The organism is Nonomuraea sp. LPB2021202275-12-8, assembly GCF_037044575.1.
Lineage (GTDB): Bacteria > Actinomycetota > Actinomycetes > Streptosporangiales > Streptosporangiaceae > Nonomuraea.
On sequence record NZ_JBAHWD010000011.1, the window covers coordinates 153,273 to 170,935 of the forward strand.

19 protein-coding genes are annotated in these 17,663 nt (G+C 70.8%); 4 read left to right on the forward strand and 15 right to left on the reverse strand.

All coding sequences use genetic code 11. The features are described 5' to 3' along the window. Positions 1-156: 156 nt before the first annotated feature. The 3 genes from V5E28_RS22090 to V5E28_RS22100 all read right to left on the reverse strand — a co-directional run bounded on the left by V5E28_RS22090 (position 157) and on the right by V5E28_RS22100 (position 2,564). Entirely contained in the window at positions 157-813 is a 657-nt protein-coding gene (locus V5E28_RS22090; protein WP_336208907.1) for a DUF1961 family protein, read from the reverse strand. 41 nt (positions 814-854) lie between these two features. Beyond that, on the reverse strand, positions 855-1,874 hold the full coding sequence (locus V5E28_RS22095; RefSeq protein WP_336208908.1) for a LacI family DNA-binding transcriptional regulator: 1,020 nt from the start codon (positions 1,872-1,874) through the stop codon (positions 855-857). Between the two features lie 69 nt (positions 1,875-1,943). Further along, complete coding sequence (locus tag V5E28_RS22100) at positions 1,944-2,564, reverse strand: TetR/AcrR family transcriptional regulator (protein ID WP_336208909.1); 621 nt, start codon at positions 2,562-2,564, stop codon at positions 1,944-1,946. Between the two features lie 122 nt (positions 2,565-2,686). Between V5E28_RS22100 and V5E28_RS22105 the strand changes: the two genes are divergently transcribed. Further along, complete coding sequence (locus tag V5E28_RS22105) at positions 2,687-3,535, forward strand: NAD(P)H-binding protein (RefSeq protein ID WP_336208910.1); 849 nt, start codon at positions 2,687-2,689, stop codon at positions 3,533-3,535. A gap of 40 nt (positions 3,536-3,575) precedes the next feature. Here V5E28_RS22105 and V5E28_RS22110 read toward each other — a convergent pair whose 3' ends face one another. Then, entirely contained in the window at positions 3,576-4,229 is a 654-nt protein-coding gene (locus V5E28_RS22110; RefSeq protein WP_336208911.1) for an acVLRF1 family peptidyl-tRNA hydrolase, read from the reverse strand. Positions 4,230-4,398: 169 nt separating this feature from the next. Here V5E28_RS22110 and V5E28_RS22115 point away from each other — a divergent pair, with 169 nt between their 5' ends. The 3 genes from V5E28_RS22115 (at position 4,399) to V5E28_RS22125 (ending at position 7,551) form a co-directional block, all read left to right on the forward strand. After that, positions 4,399-5,424, forward strand: a complete 1,026-nt coding sequence (locus V5E28_RS22115; protein ID WP_336208912.1) for an EAL domain-containing protein — start codon at positions 4,399-4,401, stop codon at positions 5,422-5,424. A gap of 64 nt (positions 5,425-5,488) precedes the next feature. After that, complete coding sequence (locus tag V5E28_RS22120; RefSeq protein WP_336208913.1) at positions 5,489-6,787, forward strand: aminotransferase class V-fold PLP-dependent enzyme; 1,299 nt, start codon at positions 5,489-5,491, stop codon at positions 6,785-6,787. Next, positions 6,784-7,551, forward strand: a complete 768-nt coding sequence (locus tag V5E28_RS22125) for an endonuclease/exonuclease/phosphatase family protein (protein ID WP_336208914.1) — start codon at positions 6,784-6,786, stop codon at positions 7,549-7,551. The genes V5E28_RS22120 and V5E28_RS22125 overlap by 4 nt, the downstream gene beginning before the upstream one ends. A gap of 49 nt (positions 7,552-7,600) precedes the next feature. On the opposite strand, the gene hisG is transcribed toward V5E28_RS22125, so the two are convergent. The 11 genes from hisG to V5E28_RS22180 all read right to left on the reverse strand — a co-directional run bounded on the left by hisG (position 7,601) and on the right by V5E28_RS22180 (position 17,492). Beyond that, the gene (gene hisG / locus V5E28_RS22130) at positions 7,601-8,446 is read right to left on the reverse strand and encodes an ATP phosphoribosyltransferase (protein ID WP_336208915.1); all 846 of its coding nucleotides are present in this window, start codon (positions 8,444-8,446) and stop codon (positions 7,601-7,603) included. A gap of 62 nt (positions 8,447-8,508) precedes the next feature. Then, entirely contained in the window at positions 8,509-8,772 is a 264-nt protein-coding gene (locus tag V5E28_RS22135; protein WP_336208916.1) for a phosphoribosyl-ATP diphosphatase, read from the reverse strand. Positions 8,773-9,000: 228 nt separating this feature from the next. Beyond that, positions 9,001-10,836 (reverse strand): DEAD/DEAH box helicase, encoded by a 1,836-nt coding sequence (locus tag V5E28_RS22140; RefSeq protein ID WP_336208917.1) that lies wholly within the window; start codon positions 10,834-10,836, stop codon positions 9,001-9,003. A gap of 303 nt (positions 10,837-11,139) precedes the next feature. Beyond that, entirely contained in the window at positions 11,140-11,499 is a 360-nt protein-coding gene (locus tag V5E28_RS22145; RefSeq protein ID WP_336208918.1) for a metal-sulfur cluster assembly factor, read from the reverse strand. After that, positions 11,496-11,936, reverse strand: coding sequence for a Fe-S cluster assembly sulfur transfer protein SufU (sufU, locus tag V5E28_RS22150; RefSeq protein WP_336208919.1), 441 nt, complete (start codon positions 11,934-11,936; stop codon positions 11,496-11,498). The genes V5E28_RS22145 and sufU overlap by 4 nt, the downstream gene beginning before the upstream one ends. Positions 11,937-11,938: 2 nt before the next feature. Further along, positions 11,939-13,201, reverse strand: coding sequence for a cysteine desulfurase (locus V5E28_RS22155; RefSeq protein WP_336208920.1), 1,263 nt, complete (start codon positions 13,199-13,201; stop codon positions 11,939-11,941). Beyond that, on the reverse strand, positions 13,198-13,944 hold the full coding sequence (gene sufC, locus V5E28_RS22160) for a Fe-S cluster assembly ATPase SufC (protein WP_336208921.1): 747 nt from the start codon (positions 13,942-13,944) through the stop codon (positions 13,198-13,200). The genes V5E28_RS22155 and sufC overlap by 4 nt, the downstream gene beginning before the upstream one ends. A gap of 5 nt (positions 13,945-13,949) precedes the next feature. Beyond that, complete coding sequence (locus V5E28_RS22165; RefSeq protein WP_336208922.1) at positions 13,950-14,267, reverse strand: Rieske (2Fe-2S) protein; 318 nt, start codon at positions 14,265-14,267, stop codon at positions 13,950-13,952. Further along, positions 14,264-15,385 (reverse strand): Fe-S cluster assembly protein SufD, encoded by a 1,122-nt coding sequence (gene sufD, locus V5E28_RS22170; protein ID WP_336208923.1) that lies wholly within the window; start codon positions 15,383-15,385, stop codon positions 14,264-14,266. Before sufD ends, V5E28_RS22165 begins: the two co-directional genes overlap by 4 nt. Further along, positions 15,385-16,797, reverse strand: a complete 1,413-nt coding sequence (gene sufB / locus V5E28_RS22175) for a Fe-S cluster assembly protein SufB (RefSeq protein WP_336208924.1) — start codon at positions 16,795-16,797, stop codon at positions 15,385-15,387. Before sufB ends, sufD begins: the two co-directional genes overlap by 1 nt. After that, complete coding sequence (locus V5E28_RS22180; RefSeq protein WP_336209001.1) at positions 16,794-17,492, reverse strand: helix-turn-helix transcriptional regulator; 699 nt, start codon at positions 17,490-17,492, stop codon at positions 16,794-16,796. Before V5E28_RS22180 ends, sufB begins: the two co-directional genes overlap by 4 nt. Positions 17,493-17,663 lie beyond the last annotated feature (171 nt).

Below are 17,663 nucleotides of genomic sequence, written 5' to 3' on the forward strand. Positions count from 1 at the left end.
TAGATCCTGGTGGAGGCGAAGGGTGTGCTCATCCGGCAACAATCTCGCGGCGTGCGCACGGACAGGGGGGTGAGTGTTGCACCGTGGTTCCTGCCCTGTTACACGGGGGTGAACGGCGGTTGGTTTCTGCGAAAGTAGTGTTGAATCGACTCAAAGTCAATGACGCAAAACCCTCAGATTCGCATACTCCCCAATCAGGGGCGCCATCTGCCTGAAACCAATCTTGCCGCCGGACAACGAGGGGCCTCCCACACCGCCGTCGTCCACCCATCGCAGCGAGGTCAGCTCGTTGATGGAGAAGGTGATCTCCCCGCCTCTGACGTCGATCGCGACGGCGTAGGGACCGTCGGCGTCGAGCACCCCCGGCAGCGGGTCCGCGCCCTGGGCGACCAGGTGGAACCCGTGGCTCTTGCGCAGGTTGCAGGTGTGCAGCGACCGCTCGGCCGGCCACCTGCGCCGGAAGTAGGAGACGTGGTAGGCGTCGATGTCGCCGTGGTGATACTGCTCGTACGGCCCGTCGCGCACCGCCAGGCCCGGGTCGAACAGGTCCTCCCCGCCCCTGCCGCGGGCATGGAAGAACATGACGCACAGCCCCGGCTCCCTGACCGGCCAGAAGTCCCACTCGATCCGCACGTCGGCCGGGAAGTCCTCCGGGCACCACAGCACCAGGTTGGCCGCCTGCCCGTCGGACGGCGGCCGCGTGCTCTCCAGCCGCAACCGGCCCATGGGATAGGAGAGCGCCCCCCGTCCCTCCAGCCGGAACCCGGCCAGGTCCTCGGGGCTCGCGAGCGGGTTGCGGTAGATCTCGATCAACGGTGTCACTCCTAGGCCGCTCCGCGCGGCTCGGTGGCGCCTCAGTCGCTCCTGCGCGGCTCGCTGGACTCGCGCACGACCAGGTCGGGCTGGAAGATGACCTGCCTGTGCCGATGCTGCTCGGGCGAGCCGACCTCTTCGAGCAGCAGCTCGATGGCGGTGCGGCCGAGCAGCTCGCGCGGCTGGCGCACCGACGAGAGCGGGACCGCCGCGGCGGCGGCGAAGTCGATGTCGTCGTAGCCGACGATGGCCATGTCCTCGGGCACGCGCAGCCCGCGCACCGCCATGGCCTGCAGGAATCCGAGGGCCAGCAGGTCGTTGGCGCAGAAGGCCGCCGTGGGCCGCTGGCCCTCGGGCAGCGCCGCCAGGCGCTCGCCGGCGTCCCGCCCGGCGGCGACGCTCAGCGTGGGGGTGCGGCAGTCGACCAGCTCGACCCCGTCGCCCGCCGCGTCGACCGCGCCGCGGATGCCCGCGTGGCGGTCGGCCACCTGTTTGATCGCCAGCGGGCCGCCGACGAACGCGATGCGCCGGTGCCCCCGATCCATCAGGTGCGCCCCGGCCACGTGACCGCCGAGCCGGTCGTCGACCGCCACCGAGCACTGCATCCCGGTGGCGGCGCTGTCGACGAGCACCACCGGCGTGCCCCTGGCGGTCAGCTCGGCCAGGCGCGGGCTCGCCGCGTCGACCGGCGTGATCAGGATGCCCAGCACCCGCTGCTGCTCCAGCTGGTCGAGATGGCGGCTCTCGCGGGTGGGGTCGGCGGCGCTGTTGCAGAGCACCATCATCGTGTCGTGCTCGTCGGCCAGCGCCTCGGCGCCCTGGGCGACGTCGGCGAAGAAGGGGTTGGACACGTCGAGGACCACCAGGCCGACCGTGCGGCTGCGCCCCACCCGCAGGTGGCGGGCCACCTCGTTGCGGACGAAGCCCAGCTCGCGGATCGCTTTGAAGACCCGCTCACGCGTGGCGGGCGAGACGATCTCGGGACGGTTGAGCACGTTGCTGACCGTGCCGACCGAGACCCGCGCCAGCTGCGCGACCTCCTTGATGCTCCTGGTCCCCATTGATCCTCACGAGCCGAGCCGCTGTGAACGCGTACAGCATAGCGGTTACCAAGATTTTTTTGAATCGTCTCAAACACGTGAGGATCCTGTGACCATCCCGGTGCCGCCCGGACCGTCTCCGGCCGCTTCGGCCGCCTCGGCCTTCATGCCGTCGAGCATGAGCCCGAGGAACCTCGCGGGCCGCTCCGCGACGTGCGGCGGCAGCGAGTCCGGATGGCAGGCGAACAGGTTCATCAGCGACACCACGTCCTCGGTGCCGACGTCCGGCCGCATCCTTCCGTCGGCCTGCGCCCTGCGCACGAGCCCGTCGAGCCGCTCCAGCCACCGCCGGCGGGTGCGGGCGAACTCCGCCATGTTCAGGAACGTCTCGTCCGGCAGCTCCGCCAGCGCGGCGGCGAGCGCGCCCCGGCCGGGGTCGCCCGCCCACAGTACGAACTCGCGCAGCCCGCTCCACGCGTCGGGCGCCCGCTCGGCCGCCCGGTCCAGGGCTTCGGCCAGCGAGTGGACGTAGTGCTGGCCCATGGCGGCGATCAGCGCGTTGCGGTCGGGGAAGCGGCGGTAGAGGGTGCCGACGCCGACGCCCGCGCGGCGGGCGATCAGCTCCATGGGCGCCCCCGCGCCGCGCTCGGCCATCACGGCCGCGGCCGCTTCGACGATCTTGTCGAGGTTGCGCCTGGCGTCCGCGCGCACGGGCCACTCCCTGATGGACGACGTATCTGCGTCGAGCGTACCCGGCCACAAGTGGACGACGACATTCCGGTTGATGTACGTTGACGCAACCGGAATCTCTTCGTCCGCTTAGGAGCTCTATCATGATCGTGATCACCGGCGCCACCGGCTCGATAGGCAGGGCCCTCGTCGGGCGGCTCACCGGCGAGGAGGTCGTGGCCGTGGTCCGCCGCCCCGCCGACCTCGACTGCGAGCAGATCATCGGCGACTTCGAGCGGCCGGAGACGATCGGCGGGATCCTCTCGCCGGGCGACCGCCTCTTCCTCAACAGCTCCCTGTGGCCAGGAGTCGTGGACGCCCACCGCGCCGTGATCGACCTCGCGAGGAAGGCGGACGCCGCGCAGATCGTCACCGTCTCGGTCCGCGGCGCCGGCCCCGGCGCTCCCCTCGGCGGAGACATGCACGGCCGCATCGACGCCCACCTCAGGAGCTCCGGCGTCCCGTACGCCATCCTGCAGCCGAGCGGCTTCATGCAGAACCTGCTCACCGAGGTGCGGGCCGGCCGTTTCCACGGCTCGTACGGCTCGGCACGGATCAACTACATCGACACGCGCGACATCGCCGACGTGGCGGCGGCGATCCTGACGCGCCCGGTCGCGGCGAGCGCCGACCACCCCCTCACCGGCCCCGAGTCCCTGACGCACGAGGAGATCGCCGCGGCGATCTCCTCCGCCGTGGGCGGCCCAGTGTCCTACGTCGACCTCCCGGTCCCCGCCATGACCGCCCACCTGGCGGCCTCCGGCATGCCGGAGCAGTTCGCCCACGCCCTGGCGGCCCTCATGGCGGACATGGGCGAGGCCGACTGGTCCTCGGTCACGACCGCGGTCGAGGACCTCACCGGCCGCCCGCCGCGCCCTCTGTCGGCCTTCCTCGCCGACCACGCCACCGCCTTCGACGTCGCGGCCCCCGAGGCTTCCGCCCGCCCTCGCTAGGCGTCTCGTCGGGGCCTCGGCCACCGGGACGCGCGGCGTGTCAGCCGGGATCGACCACCCGGATCCTGACCGCCCGGAACAGTCCCGGAGTCTCCCGCAGCACCGCCAGCCTGGGATCCGGCACGACGAGGAACGGCTCCGCCTCCAGCGCGAGCAGCGGTGCCAGCCGGCGGTCGGACCGCAGGGAGTCCACCGCCTTGCGGTCACCGCCGAACACCACCGCGTCGAGCTCCCCCAGGTGCGGCGACAGCACGCGCAGCGCCGTCTCGGCCGCCACCTCGAACGCCTTGCCGGCCTGGTTCTCCCTGCGTCGGGCGAAGCGCTGCTGCGACCACCCGCCCGCCGCCGTACGCCCCTGGACCAGGCGCGAGCCGACCTTGGAGGCCACCAGCCCGCTCCCGTGGAAGACGCCGGCCGCGTAGCCGCCGAGCCTCACCAGCACCACGCCCACCCGCCGCTCGGCCCCGGCATGCTCGACCAGCCGGGTGACGTGCGGCGGCCCGGGCCTCATGGGCGGGAAGGGCACGTGCAGCTCGGCCACGGCCCCGTCGGCGGCCACCAGGCGCACCATCCGCTCGTCACCGGAGGCCTCGAACGGACCGTGCCGCCCGGCGAACCCGTCGATCCACGGGTGCACCCGCTCCGGCGGCACCGACACCCACCGGCCACCGCCCTTGGCCGGTCGCGCGCTCATGCCCGAAGGCTAGCCCATGAGCACGGCCCTCCCCCTCCCGCGAGGTCCGCAAGGCCGGCCCGTGAACGCCCGCGTCCCCTCCGGCAGGGTGCGGAATACAGCGGGAAATGTCGGTGAACTTCGTTTCGCGAGGGTGTCGCAACGGCTATGCCGCCACCATCATCGCTACGTGTCCTCCCTGCTCACCGGCCCCGTCGTGGATCTCGAAACCGGAGCCGTCATCGCCCGCCCCGCGGCGCTGGACGCCTCCGGCCACCTCCGGGCGGCCCCGATGCCCATGGTGCTGGAGCTGCCCCTGCGGGTGGTGCTGGCCGGCGCCGGCGCGCTGGTGCCGCTGCACGAGGCGCTGCGCCGCGCCGGCCGGCATCCGCGCGAGGCCATCCTCCTGCTGCACGGCTCGTGCGGCGTCGACGATCGGCCGGTGCTCAAGGTGGCGCTCGACGGCCTGCGCAATCTGGGCTACCTGCTCGGGTTCGGCGGCGCCGGCGCGCAGAGCGTACCGCTGGATCTGATCGCGGACGCCGCGCCGTACCTGGTGGAGCTGGCCCCCGAGGTGGTCGCGCGGGCGCCGCGCGACCACCGGGCGGCGTCGGTGGCGCGGGCGGTCGCGATGCTGGCGCGCGGGGTCGGCGCACACGTGCTGGCGCCCGGGATCGCGGACGAGGCGGAGCTCGCCACGGCGCGCGGCCAGGGGGTGCGGCTGGCGCACGGGCCGTTGCTGGCCCCGGGCCCGGACGGGCGGGTGCGGGTGCCGTTGCCGCCGGCCTTCGAGTCGCCTGACACCGGCCTGCTCGGTCCGCGCGTGCAGGAGCTGCTGCTGCCGGCGGTGACGCTGCCCGCCGCCGCGAAGGCCGAGGAGGCGGTGGCGGCCTTCGGCCACGAGCCGACGATCACCAGCGTGATCCTGGTGGACGAGTACCAGCGCCCCGAGGGCAGTTTGGACCGCGGCCGGTTCCTGCTGTCGATCGCCTCCCGCTACGGACACGCGCTGCACGGCTCGAAGCCGGCGCGGCGGCTGGCCGACGCGCCGCGCACGGTGCCGAGGACCACTCCGGCCGTCGCGGCGATGCAGGTGGCGGGCCGGGACGCGGTGCGCGTCTACGACGACCTGGTGGTCACCGACGAGCTCAACCGCTGCCTGGGGATCGTCCGGGTGTCGGATCTGATCCGGCAGGTGGCCTCCGCCCGAGGCTGAGAGCGCGTAACGACTCGGCGCGCTCCCTGGGCACGGGGACCGGGGCCGGGGTAGGAAGGGAGGCGTGACTCGGCAGCTGAACAGACGGGCCCTGCTCGGCACGGGAATGCTTGCGGGAGTGGCCGCGTGCACCTCCTCCCCGCCCCCCGCCACCCCCAAGCAGGCGCCGCCCTTCGATCCCCAGGACTGGGCGTCCGTGCGGGCGCAGTTCGCCTTCGATCAGGCCTTCGGGCAGTTCGCGGCGTTCGTCCTGGCGCCCGCGCCCGCCATGGTGCGCGAGGCCGTCCAGAAGCACCGCGCCGGCCTGGACGCCGACCCCCACTACCTCCCCAAGGACGACCCCCACCCCGACGGGACCGTCCTGGACGCGGCCGCGCGCCACCTCGACGCCGAGTCCACCGACATCGCCCTGACCGACAGCACCACGATGGGCCTCGGCCTGCTCTACTCCGGCCTCAAGCTGAAGCAGGGGCAGGACGTGCTCACCACCGAGCACGACTTCCTGGCCACCCACGAGGGCCTGCGGCTGCTGGCCGAGCGCACCGGGGCGCGGGTGCGCCGGGTGAGGCTGTACGACGACCCGGCGCGCGCCTCGGCCGACCGGATCGTCAGCGCCCTCAAGGCGGGCCTCGGCCCGCGCACCCGGGTGGTCGCGGTCACCTGGGTGCACTCCAGCACCGGCGTCCGCCTGCCCATCAGAGCCATCGCCGACATGCTGGCGGAGGCCAACAAGTCCCGCGACGAGCAGGACAGGGCGCTGCTGTGCGTGGACGGGGTGCACGGGTTCGGGGCGATGGCCGACAGCGTGGCCGACCTCGGCTGCGACTTCCTGGCCAGCGGCACGCACAAGTGGCTGTTCGGCCCGCGCGGCACCGGCATCCTGTGGGGCAGGGCCTGGGACGCGCTCGCCCCTGTCGTGCCCGCCTTCGGCCGGCCCTCCTTCGTCGCCTGGCAGAGCGGCGCCGCCCCGGGCCGGACCACCGCCGAGCTGGTGACGCCGGGCGGCTACAAGGCGTTCGAGCACCGGTGGGCGATGACGCAGGCGTTCGGCTTCATGGACGCCATCGGCAAGGACCGGGTGCAGCAGCGCACCCAGGAGCTGGCCACGAGGCTCAAAGCGGGCCTGCGGGACATCCCGCACGTCACGCTGACCACTCCCGACTCCCCCGACCTGTCGGCCGGCCTGGTCTGCTGTGCCATCGCGGGCATGAATCCGGAAGAGGCGGTCGGCCGGCTGCACCAGCAGAAGGTCATCGCCAGCACCACCCCCTACGTGCCCTCGCTGCTGCGCTTCGGCACCAGCATCGTCACCACGCCGGAGCAGGTGGACCAGGTGATCGCGGCGGTGAAGGGGCTCGGATGAACTGGGACGAGCCCTATGGACCGCTGATCGGCACGACGGTGCGGCTGCTGACGTGGAACGTCTGGGGCGAGTACGGCCCGCACGCCGAACGCGCCGAGCGGATCGCCGCGCTCGTGCGCGAGCTGGAGCCGGACGTGATCGCGCTGCAGGAGTGGGCCGGCCAGGCCACCGGTCTCGGCCACGACCACGCCGCCACCTCCTCCGGCGAGGTGCCGTGCGCGGTGCTGTCGCGCTGGCCGGTGACCCGGCAGGAGGAACGCTCGCTCCCGGGCGGCGCGATGCCGGGCAGCGCGTTGTTCTGCGAGCTGGCGGGGCCGCGCGGGCCGCTGCAGGTCTTCAGCGTCATCCTCGGCCCGTTCCGGCTGGACGAGTCGGCGCTGCGCCAGGAGCAGGTCCGGGCGCTGAGCGCGTTCGTGGCGGAGACGGCCTCCCGGCGGCATCCGGCAGTGGTGTGCGGCGACTTCAACGCGCCACCGGACAGCGACGAGATCAGGATGCTGACCGGCCGCAGCGCCCCCGCCGTGCCCGGGGTGGTCTTCTACGACAGCTGGGAGGTCGCCGGAGCCGGCGGCCCCGGCCACACCTGGAGCAACGCCAATCCATGGGCCCGCCCCGGCCTCTACCCGGACCGCCGCTTCGACTACGTGCTCAGCGCCTGGCCGCGAGCGGGCGGAGCGGGCCACCCGGTGCGCTGCGAGGTCGTCGGCGACGGCCCCGAGCCGGCCTCCGACCACTACGCGGTCCTGGCCGAGCTGCGTTACTAGAGCCACCCGTGTGTCTGGGCCCGGCGTACGGCCTCGATGCGGCAGTTTGTCAGAGGCGGCAGGCGTAGATGTCGGTGACCAGGATGGCCCTCGCGCCGATGTCCCAGAGCTTGTCCATGACCTGCTGGTGGCCCTTGCGGCGGACCATCGCGCGCACGGCCACCCAGCCCTCGCGGTGCAGCGGCGAGACCGTGGGTCCTTCCATGCCGGGGGTGAGCGCGATGGCCTCCTCGATCCGCTCGGCGCGGATGTCGTAGTCCATCATGACGAAGTCGCGGGCGTGCACGACGCCCTGAACGCGGCGGACGAGCTGATCGACGCCCTGCGCCTGGGGCGCGCTGTGGCGCTTGATGAGCACGGCCTCCGAGCGCATGATCGGCTCGCCGAACACCTCGAGGCCGACGTTGCGCAGGGTCGTGCCGGTCTCCACCACGTCGGCGACCGCGTCGGCGACGCCGAGCCTGATGGCGGTCTCGACGGCGCCGTCGAGCTTGATGACGCGGGCGTCGATGCCCTGATCGGAGAGGTATTTGTCGAGCAGGCCGGCGTAGGAGGTGGCCACGCGCAGCCCCTGCAGGTCCTTGACGGACGTCATCACGCCGGCGTTGGCGGCGAGCCGGAAGGTGGAGCCGCCGAAGCCGAGCGGCATGATCTCCTCGACCGGCGCGCCGGAGTCGATGAGCATGTCCCTGCCGGTGATGCCGACGTCGAGAGTGCCCTCGCCGACGTAGACGGCGATGTCGCGGGGGCGCAGGAAGAACAGCTCGCAGCCGTTGTCCTCGTCGACGACGACGAGCTCCTTGCTGTCCCTGCGAGACCGGTAGCCGGCCTCCTTGAGCATGACCTGGGCGGCCTCACTGAGCGCGCCCTTGTTGGGTACGGCCAGACGTAGCATGTATGTTCCTCGGTGTTCTCAATGTTCGCGGGATCTGAGGGCGGAGGCGGGCGCGGGACGCCCTAGAGATGCTTGTACACCTCGTCCAGCCCGATCCCCCGGGCGATCATGAGCACCTGCACGTGGTAGAGGAGCTGCGAGATCTCCTCGGCGGCCCGGTCGCTCGACTCGTGCTCGGCCGCCATCCAGCTCTCGGCGGCCTCCTCCACGACCTTCTTGCCGATGGCATGGACGCCAGCGTCCAGCGCGGCCACCGTGCCCGAACCCGCGGGCCGGGTCTGCGCCTTCTCGGACAGCTCGGCGAACAGCTCTTCGAAGGTCTTCATGATCTCTCTCGTCGGTCGGCTGACGTGCGAGTCAAGCCTAGTCTGCGCGGACGCGTAACGACGCCGCCCGTCCGCCAGGCGAGACCAGACGGATTCATGCTCCGGTGTTGGTGAAGCGCATACCGGGACGGACGAAAAACGGCGCCGCCCGCCGTACCTGCGAAGAGGTACGGCGGGCGGCGCCGTGAAGACGGCGGTCAGCGCAGGAGGCGCCGGCCGCCGGAGCGATCAGCGCTCGAAGCGCCGGCCACCCGTGCTGCGGCGGGCGCCCGTGGCGCCGCGGTCGTCGGAGCGGAAGCCGCCCCTGGGGCCGCGGTCGTCCGGACGGGAGCCGCCGGAGCGGTAGCCGTCGCGCGGGCGGTCGTCGGAGCGGACGTGGTCGGCCGAGAACGGGCGGCCACGGTCGCCGGACGTGCGGCTCCGGTCGTCGGAACGGAAGCCGCCGCCACGCGGGCCGCGGTCGTCACGGAAACCACCGGTGCCGCGGTCGCCCTCGCGGGAGCGGTCGCCGCTGGGGCGGTCGCCCCCGCTGAAGCCGCCACGGTCGTCGGAGCGGAAGCCGCCACGCTGGCCGCGGTCGTCACGGCGGAACCCGCGGTCGCCGGCGGGGCGGCGGTCACGGTCCTCGCCGGGAGCGGCCGTGAACGGGCGGTCGCCACCGTCGTGACGGCGCGGACGCCGGTCGTCAGCCGACGCGCCCCCGAAAGGGCGCTCACCGCCGTCGTGACGGCGCGGGCGACGCTCGCCACCGTCGAACTCACGGCGCGGCCTGCGGTTGCGACGGTCGGAGCCGCCGTGGCCGCCTTCGCGGCGGGCACGCAGCGGCTTGCGGACGTCGGGCTCCCAGACGGGGACGGACTCGCCACTGGGCGTCCGCGCCCCGGCGAACTCCGCCAGGCGCGGGTGACCGGGGGTGGCCTTCAGCCTGAACGGCTGGATGCCCGCCCGCTTGGTCAGCGCGTCGGTGGAGCGGCGCTCGTTCGGCAGCACCAGGGTGACGACGGTGCCCTTCTCGCCGGCGCGCGCCGTGCGGCCGCCGCGGTGCAGGTAGCTCTTGCTGTCCTGCGGCGGGTCGACGTGCAGCACCAGGCTGATGTTGTCGACGTGGATGCCGCGGGCGGCGACGTCGGTGCAGACGAGCACGTTGACGGAGCCCTCGCGGAACTCGGCCAGGATGCGGGTCCGCTGGTTCTGGCGCTTGCCGCCGTGCAGGCCGCCGGACTTCACGCCGACCCTGGCGAGCTGCTTGCACAGGCGGTCGACGCCGTGCTGGGTGCGGACGAAGATGATCGTACGGCCCTCACGGTTGGCGATCTCAGCCGTGATGTCGAACTTGTCGTCGCGGCTGACCTGCACCACGTGGTGCTCCATCGTGTCGACCGGGGAGGTCGCGGGAGCCACGGAGTGCGTGATCGGGTCCTTGAGGAAGCGCCGCACGAGCTTGTCCACGTCGCCGTCGAGCGTCGCGGAGAACAGCAGCCGCTGCCCGTCGGCCGGGGTCTGCGCGAGCAGCTCGGTGACGACGGGGAAGAAGCCGAGGTCGCACATGTGGTCGGCCTCGTCGATGACGCTGACCTCGACGTCGCCGAGCGAGCACTCACCCTGGCGGATGAGGTCGCCGAGCCGGCCGGGGGTGGCGATGACGACGTCGACGCCGCGGCGCAGCGCCTCGATCTGCTTGCCCATGGACATGCCGCCGACGACGACCTTCATGCGCAGGCCGAGCCCGCGGCCGAGCGGCTCAAGGGCGTCGTGCACCTGGAGAGCCAGCTCGCGGGTGGGGACGAGGATCATCGCGCGGGGGCGGCCGGGAGCCGGCCTCACGCCCGCGAGCCGCGCCATGGTGGGCAGGCCGAAGGCGAGGGTCTTGCCTGAGCCGGTCTGGCCGCGTCCGAGGACGTCGGCGCCGGCGAGCACGTCGGGAATCGTCGCGCTCTGGATGGGGAACGGGCTGTCGATGCCCTGCTTGGCCAGCCCGGTGACGAGCGGCTTGGGCAGGCCGAGCAGCTCGAACTCGGACGGGCCCTGCACGGGGGTCGTTTCGGGCAGGACAGCGTCAAGCATGGTCACGAAATTCGTGCCTTTCAGTCGAAGTGGCACGTCACTTCTGCGAAAGGACGAGCCAGGATCGTACGGCGACTTTGCCGTACACATTGCAGTGCGCCCGCCACGGGGGCGGTGCGAAGGGGAGGCGCACCTGGGGCGCCGGCCGCAGGCGGCGCGGGACGCGCGATGAGGCGTCAGGTGTCCTCAGGTGCCAACACAGGGCGGATCAAGACTATTCCCCGTGCGGAGTCTCGAAATTTTCGAATCTCCCGGCACACTGAAGCGGCTGACGCCGGGCGCCAGCCGTACAGTCTGAAAAGATCAGACGTTGAAGCCTAGCATACGAAGCTGCTCACGCCCCTCATCGGTGATCTTGTCCGGGCCCCACGGGGGCAGCCAGACCCAGTTGATCTTCACATCGGAGACCATACCGTCGAGCGCGGAGTGCGCCTGGTCCTCGATGACATCGGTCAGCGGGCAGGCGGCGCTCGTCAGCGTCATGTCGATGGTGGCGACGGGCTTGCCCCCGTCGGCGGGGTCCAGGTTGAGGCCGTAGATGAGCCCCAGGTCAACGACGTTGATGCCGAGCTCGGGGTCCACGACGTCCTTGAGCGCCTCCATCACCTCCTCGACGGTGGCGTCACCGTCGAAGTCGATCGGGGTCTCGACCGGCTTGCTCATCGCGCAGCACTCCTCACAACAGCGTCCTTGTAGGCCATCCACGAAAGCAACGCACATTTAACACGCGCCGGGAACTTGGCCACCCCGGCGAACGCGACCGCGTCGCCGAGCACGTCCTCGTCGGCCTCCACCTTTCCCCTGCCCTGCATCAGGCGGGTGAACTCGTCGACCACGGACAGCGACTCCTCGACCGTCGAGCCGGTGGTCAGCTCGTGCAGCACGGAGGCCGCGGCCTGGCTGATCGAGCAGCCCTGGCCGTCGTAGGAGACATCCTCGATCTTGCCCGCGTCGCCCATCTTGACGCGCAGGGTGATCTCGTCGCCGCAGGTCGGGTTCACGTGGTGAACCTCGGCGTCGTACGGCTCGCGCAGCCCCCGCCCCTGCGGGTGCTTGTAGTGCTCCAGGATCAGTTCCTGGTACATCGACTCGCCGATCATGGCTATGCGAACACCTTCTGAACGTGGTGGAGGCCGCGCACCAAGGCGTCGATCTCAGCCGTGGTGTTGTACAGATAGAACGACGCCCGCGTGGTCGCCGGTATTCCGAACCGTAGATGGAGCGGGCGCGCGCAGTGGTGCCCGACGCGCACGGCGACGCCGAACTGGTCGTCGAGGATCTGGCCGACGTCGTGCGGATGGATGCCCTCCAGCGTGAACGACAGCGTGCCGCCCCGCTGGTCGAGCGAGTCGGGGCCGATCAGGCGCAGCGTGGGCACCTCGCGCAGCGCGTCGAGGGCGTAGGCCGTCAGCTCACGCTCGTGCGCCTCCACCGCGTCCATGCCGATCCCGGTCAGATAGTCGACCGCGGCGCCGAGGCCGATGGCCTCGACGATGGGCGGCGTGCCCGCCTCGAACTTGTGGGGCACCGGCGCGTAGGTCGAGTGGTCCATCCAGACCGCCTCGATCATCTCGCCACCACCCATGAACGGGGGCATCGCCTCCAGCAGCTCGCCGCGCCCCCACAGCACGCCGATGCCCGAGGGGCCGACCATCTTGTGGCCGGTGAAGGCCACGAAGTCGACGCCCAGCTCGGCGACGTTGACGGGGTGGTGCGGGACCGACTGGGAGGCGTCGAGCATCACCAGCGCGCCCACCTCGCGGGCCCGCTTCAGCACCTCGGCGACCGGGTTGACGGTGCCGAGCACGTTCGACTGATGGGCGATCGAAATGATCTTCGTTCGCTCGGTGACCAGCTCGGAGATGCCGGTCAGATCCAGCCGGCCGTCGTCGGTGACGCCGAACCACTTCAGCGTCGCGCCGGTGCGCTGCACGAGCAGCTGCCACGGCACGATGTTGGAGTGGTGCTCCATCTCCGAGATGACGATCTCGTCACCGGGGCCCAGCGTGAAGCGCGGGTCGGTGTTGACCGGGTTGCCGAAGGAGTAGGCGACCAGGTTGAGGGCCTCGGAGGCGTTCTTGGTGAAGACCACCTCGTCGCGCGACGGGGCGCCGACGAACGCGGCGACCTTGTCGCGGGCGCTTTCGAACGCCTCGGTGGACTCCGAGCCCAGCACGTGCATGGCGCGTCCGACGTTGCTGTAGTGCATCGCCAGGTGCTCGCGCATGGTCTCGATGACCTGTGTGGGCTTCTGTGAGGAGTTGCCCGAGTCGAGATAGACGAGCGGACGCCCGCCGGGCAGCTCGCGGGAGAGAACCGGGAAGTCCTTCCTGATCCTCTCCACGTCCAAGCTGTTGGAAGTCATGCAGATGCCTTCGTGTACTGCTCGTAGCCCTCGGCCTCGAGCTTGTCGGCCAGCTCCGGCCCGCCCTCCTCGACGACCCTGCCGGCGGAGAAGACGTGCACGAAGTCGGGCTTCACGTAGCGCAGGATGCGGGTGTAGTGGGTGATCAGCAGCACGCCCGTGTCGCCGGAGGCGCGGAAGCGGTTGACGCCCTCCGACACCACGCGCAGCGCGTCGACGTCGAGACCGGAGTCGGTCTCGTCGAGCACCGCGATCTTCGGCTTGAGCAGCTCGAGCTGGAGGATCTCGTGGCGCTTCTTCTCGCCGCCGGAGAAGCCCTCGTTCAGGTTGCGCTGGGCGAAGGCCGCGTCGATGGCCAGGGCGTCCATGCCGGCCTTGAGGTCCTTGGCGAACTGGCGCAGCTTGGGCGCCTCGCCCTGGACGGCGGTGACGGCCGAGCGCAGGAAGTTGGACACCGAGACGCCGGGCACCTCGACCGGATACTGCATGGCGAGGAACAGGCCCGCGCGGGCGCGCTCGTCGACCGTCAGCTCCAGCAGGTCGACGCCGTCGAGCGTCACCTGGCCGCTGGTGATCGTGTACTTGGGGTGGCCCGCGATGGCGTAGGCGAGGGTGGACTTGCCGGAGCCGTTGGGGCCCATGATGGCGTGGGTCTCGCCCGACTTCACGGTCAGGTTGACGCCGTTCAGGATCTGCTTGTCCCCGACGGCGACCTGGAGGTCACGGATCTCAAGGGTGGACATGTGTTTTATGACTCCTTCGAGAGCGAGACGAGTACGTCATCGCCGTCGATCTTGACTGTGTAGACGTTCACGGGCTGGGTCGCGGGCGGGCCGGTGGGCTTGCCGGAGCGGATGTCGAAGCACGAGCCGTGCAGCCAGCACTCCAGCGTGCCGTTGTAGACCTCGCCCTCGCTGAGCTTCACCTCGGCGTGTGAGCAGACGTCGTGCAGGGCGAAGACCTCCTCGCCCTTGCGCACCAGCGCCACGGGGGTCTCGCCCACCTCGACGCCGATCACCCCCTGGTCGGGGATGTCGCTCACCTTGCACACCTTCTCGTAACTCATCGTGCGAGCTCCGCCTCCACCGCGCTCATCACGCGGTCACGGATCTCCTCGATCTGGATCTTCTCGATGAGCTGGCCGAGGAAGCCCCGGATGACCAGGCGGCGAGCCTCGTCGAAGGGGATGCCACGGGCCTGGAGGTAGAAGATGTGCTCGTCGTCGAGCCGGCCCGACGTCGAGGCGTGACCCGCGCCGGCGACCTCGCCGGTGAGGATCTCCAGATTGGGGACCGAGTCGGCGCGGGCGCCGTCGGTGAGGATCAGGTTGCGGTTGAGCTCGTAGGTGTCGGTGCCCTCGGCCTCGACCCTGATGATCACGTCGCCGATCCAGACGGCGTGCGCCTGCTCGCCCTGCAGCGCGCCGCGGTAGTCGACGTTGCTCTTGCAGTTGGGCTGGGAGTGGTCCACCAGCAGGCGGTGCTCCAGGTGCTGGCCCGCGTCCACGAAGTAGACGCCGGCCAGGTCGGCGTCGCCGCCAGGGCCGGTGTAGGAGACGCTGGGCGACAGCCGTACGAGATCGCCGCCCAGGGTCACCACGAAGCCGCGGAAGGAGGCGTCCTTGGCGAGCTGGGCGTGGTGGTGGGAGACGTGCACGGCGTCGTCGTCCCAGTCCTGCAGGCTGACGACCCGGAGCGTGGCTCCGTCGCCGACGACGAACTCGACGTTGTCGGCGTAGACGGCGCTGCCCTTGTGGTCCAGCACCACCAGAGCCTCGGCCATCGGCTCCACCTTGACCAGGATGTGGCCGTAGGCGGCGCCGTCACCCGAGCCGGTGAGGGTGAGCACGGTCGGCTTGGACGTGACGGCCTCGCGCGGCACCGTGATGACGGTCGCCTTCTCGAAGCTGTTGTACGCCTGGGCGCTGACCCGGTCGGCGGGCACGTAGGCCTTGCCCAGGCGCGGGTCGTCGCGGCCGACCGTCTCCACGGTCACCTCGGGCGCCGCGTCCACGTCGACCACGACGTGGCCCTCGGGCGCGGCCTTGCCGGTGTGCAGGCCCTTCAGGCGCGACAGCGGCGTGAAGCGCCACGCCTCTTCGCGCCCTGTCGGGACCTCGAAGTCGTCCAGGTCGTAGGACGCCCGCTCGTGCAGGGTCGACAGGGGCTTCTCGTTCAGGCCCATCAGCCGACGGCTCCTTCCATCTGCAGCTCGATCAGCCGGTTGAGCTCGAGCGCGTACTCCATGGGCAGCTCACGCGCGATCGGCTCCACGAAGCCGCGCACGATCATCGCCATCGCCTCGTCCTCGCCGAGCCCGCGGCTCATGAGGTAGAACAGCTGGTCCTCGCTCACCTTGGAGACCGTGGCCTCGTGCCCCATCGAGACGTCGTCCTCGCGGACGTCGACGTAGGGGTAGGTGTCGGAGCGGCTGATCTGGTCGACCAGCAGCGCGTCGCACTTGACCGTGCTGGCGCTGCCGTGGGCGCCCTCCTCGATCTGCACCAGACCGCGGTAGGAGGTGCGGCCGCCGCCGCGCGCCACCGACTTGGAGATGACGCTGGAGCTGGTGTTGGGCGCCAGGTGCACCATCTTGGAGCCGGCGTCCTGGTGCTGGCCCTCGCCGGCGAACGCGACGCTCAGCGTCTCGCCCTTGGCGTGCTCGCCCATCAGGTAGACGGCCGGGTACTTCATGGTGACCTTGGAGCCGATGTTGCCGTCGATCCACTCCATGGTCGCGCCCTCGTAGGCGACGGCGCGCTTGGTGACCAGGTTGTAGACGTTGTTGGACCAGTTCTGGATGGTCGTGTAACGGCAGCGGGCGTTCTTCTTCACGATGATCTCGACGACCGCCGAGTGCAGCGAGTCGGACGAGTAGATGGGCGCGGTGCAGCCCTCGACGTAGTGGACGTAGCTGTTCTCGTCCACGATGATCAGGGTCCGCTCGAACTGGCCCATGTTCTCGGTGTTGATCCGGAAGTAGGCCTGCAGCGGGATCTCGACCTCGACGTTCGGGGGCACGTAGATGAACGAGCCGCCGGACCACACGGAGGTGTTGAGCGCGGCGAACTTGTTGTCGCCGACCGGGATGACGGAGCCGAAGTACTCCTTGAAGAGCTCCTCGTGCTCCTTCAGGCCCGTGTCGGTGTCGACGAAGATGACGCCCTTCTCCTCGAGGTCCTCACGGATCTTGTGATAGACGACCTCGGACTCGTACTGGGCGGCGACGCCGGCGATGAGGCGCTGCTTCTCCGCCTCGGGGATGCCGAGCTTGTCGTAGGTGTTCTTGATGTCGGCGGGCAGCTCGTCCCAGGAAGCGGCCTGCTTCTCGGTGGAGCGCACGAAGTACTTGATGTTGTCGAAGTCGATGCCCGTGAGGTCGGAGCCCCAGGTCGGCAGCGGCTTCTTGTGGAACAGGCGGAGGCCCTTCAGGCGAAGGTCGAGCATCCACTCCGGCTCGTTCTTCAGCGCGGAGATGTTGCGGACGACCTCCTCGGACAGGCCACGCTTGGCCGTCGCCCCGGCGACATCCGAGTCGGACCAGCCGAACTTGTAATTCCCGAGGCCTTCCAGCTCCGGGCGGTCGGTGACAGTCACCTTCCGGTCTCCTTGCTCTTGTCTCTATGTGCGGTATCACCCAGCGATTGCGGGCTCACATGCGTGGTGCAGACCCCGTCGCCGTGCGCGATCGTGGCCAGGCGCTGCACCGGCGTGCCGAGCAGCTGCGCGAACGCCTCCGTCTCGGCCTCACACAGCTGCGGGAACTCCGCCGCCGCGTGCGCCACCGGGCAGTGATGCTGGCAGAGCTGGTCGCCGCCCGACTTGGCCTTGCTGGCCGAGGCGGCGTAGCCCTCTGCCGACAGCGCCTGCGCCAGCACCTGCACGCGCTGGTCAGCCGGCACCGTCCGCATGACCGGCTCCAGCCGCGTCAGCAGGCTCGAGACCTGCGAGCGGGCGAAGTCGGCCACTGCTTCCTCGCCCATGCGCTCGGCCAGGAAGCGCAGCGCGCTGCCGGCCAGGTCGTCATAGGCGTGCTCGAAAGCACTGCGCCCCGCGTCGGTGATGGCGAACAGCTTGGCCGGTCGCCCGCGCCCGCGCTGACCGCGCGGACGCACCGTACGAGGCTCTATCATCCCATCTGCCAGCAGCGCGTCGAGGTGACGGCGGACGGCGGCGGGCGTGAGCCCGAGCCGCTCGCCCAGCGCCGCGGCGGCGATGGGTCCGTGCTCCAGAATGAGCCGGGCCACGCGCGCGCGAGTGCTGCGCTCGCTACCTGGCTCGATCGTGAGCACTGGCTTCACTGGTCGCTCACCACTCCTCGGTCGCTTCGCGTGGGACCTGCCTTGCGGCGCCACCCTCTTCGCGCACCGCGTCGGGCTCGCTCCTTGTTTTCACAACATCAGTGTGCCGTAATTCCTTCCCCGTTCTCAAACGGATCGGCACAGTCGTGGAATGCAATTTCT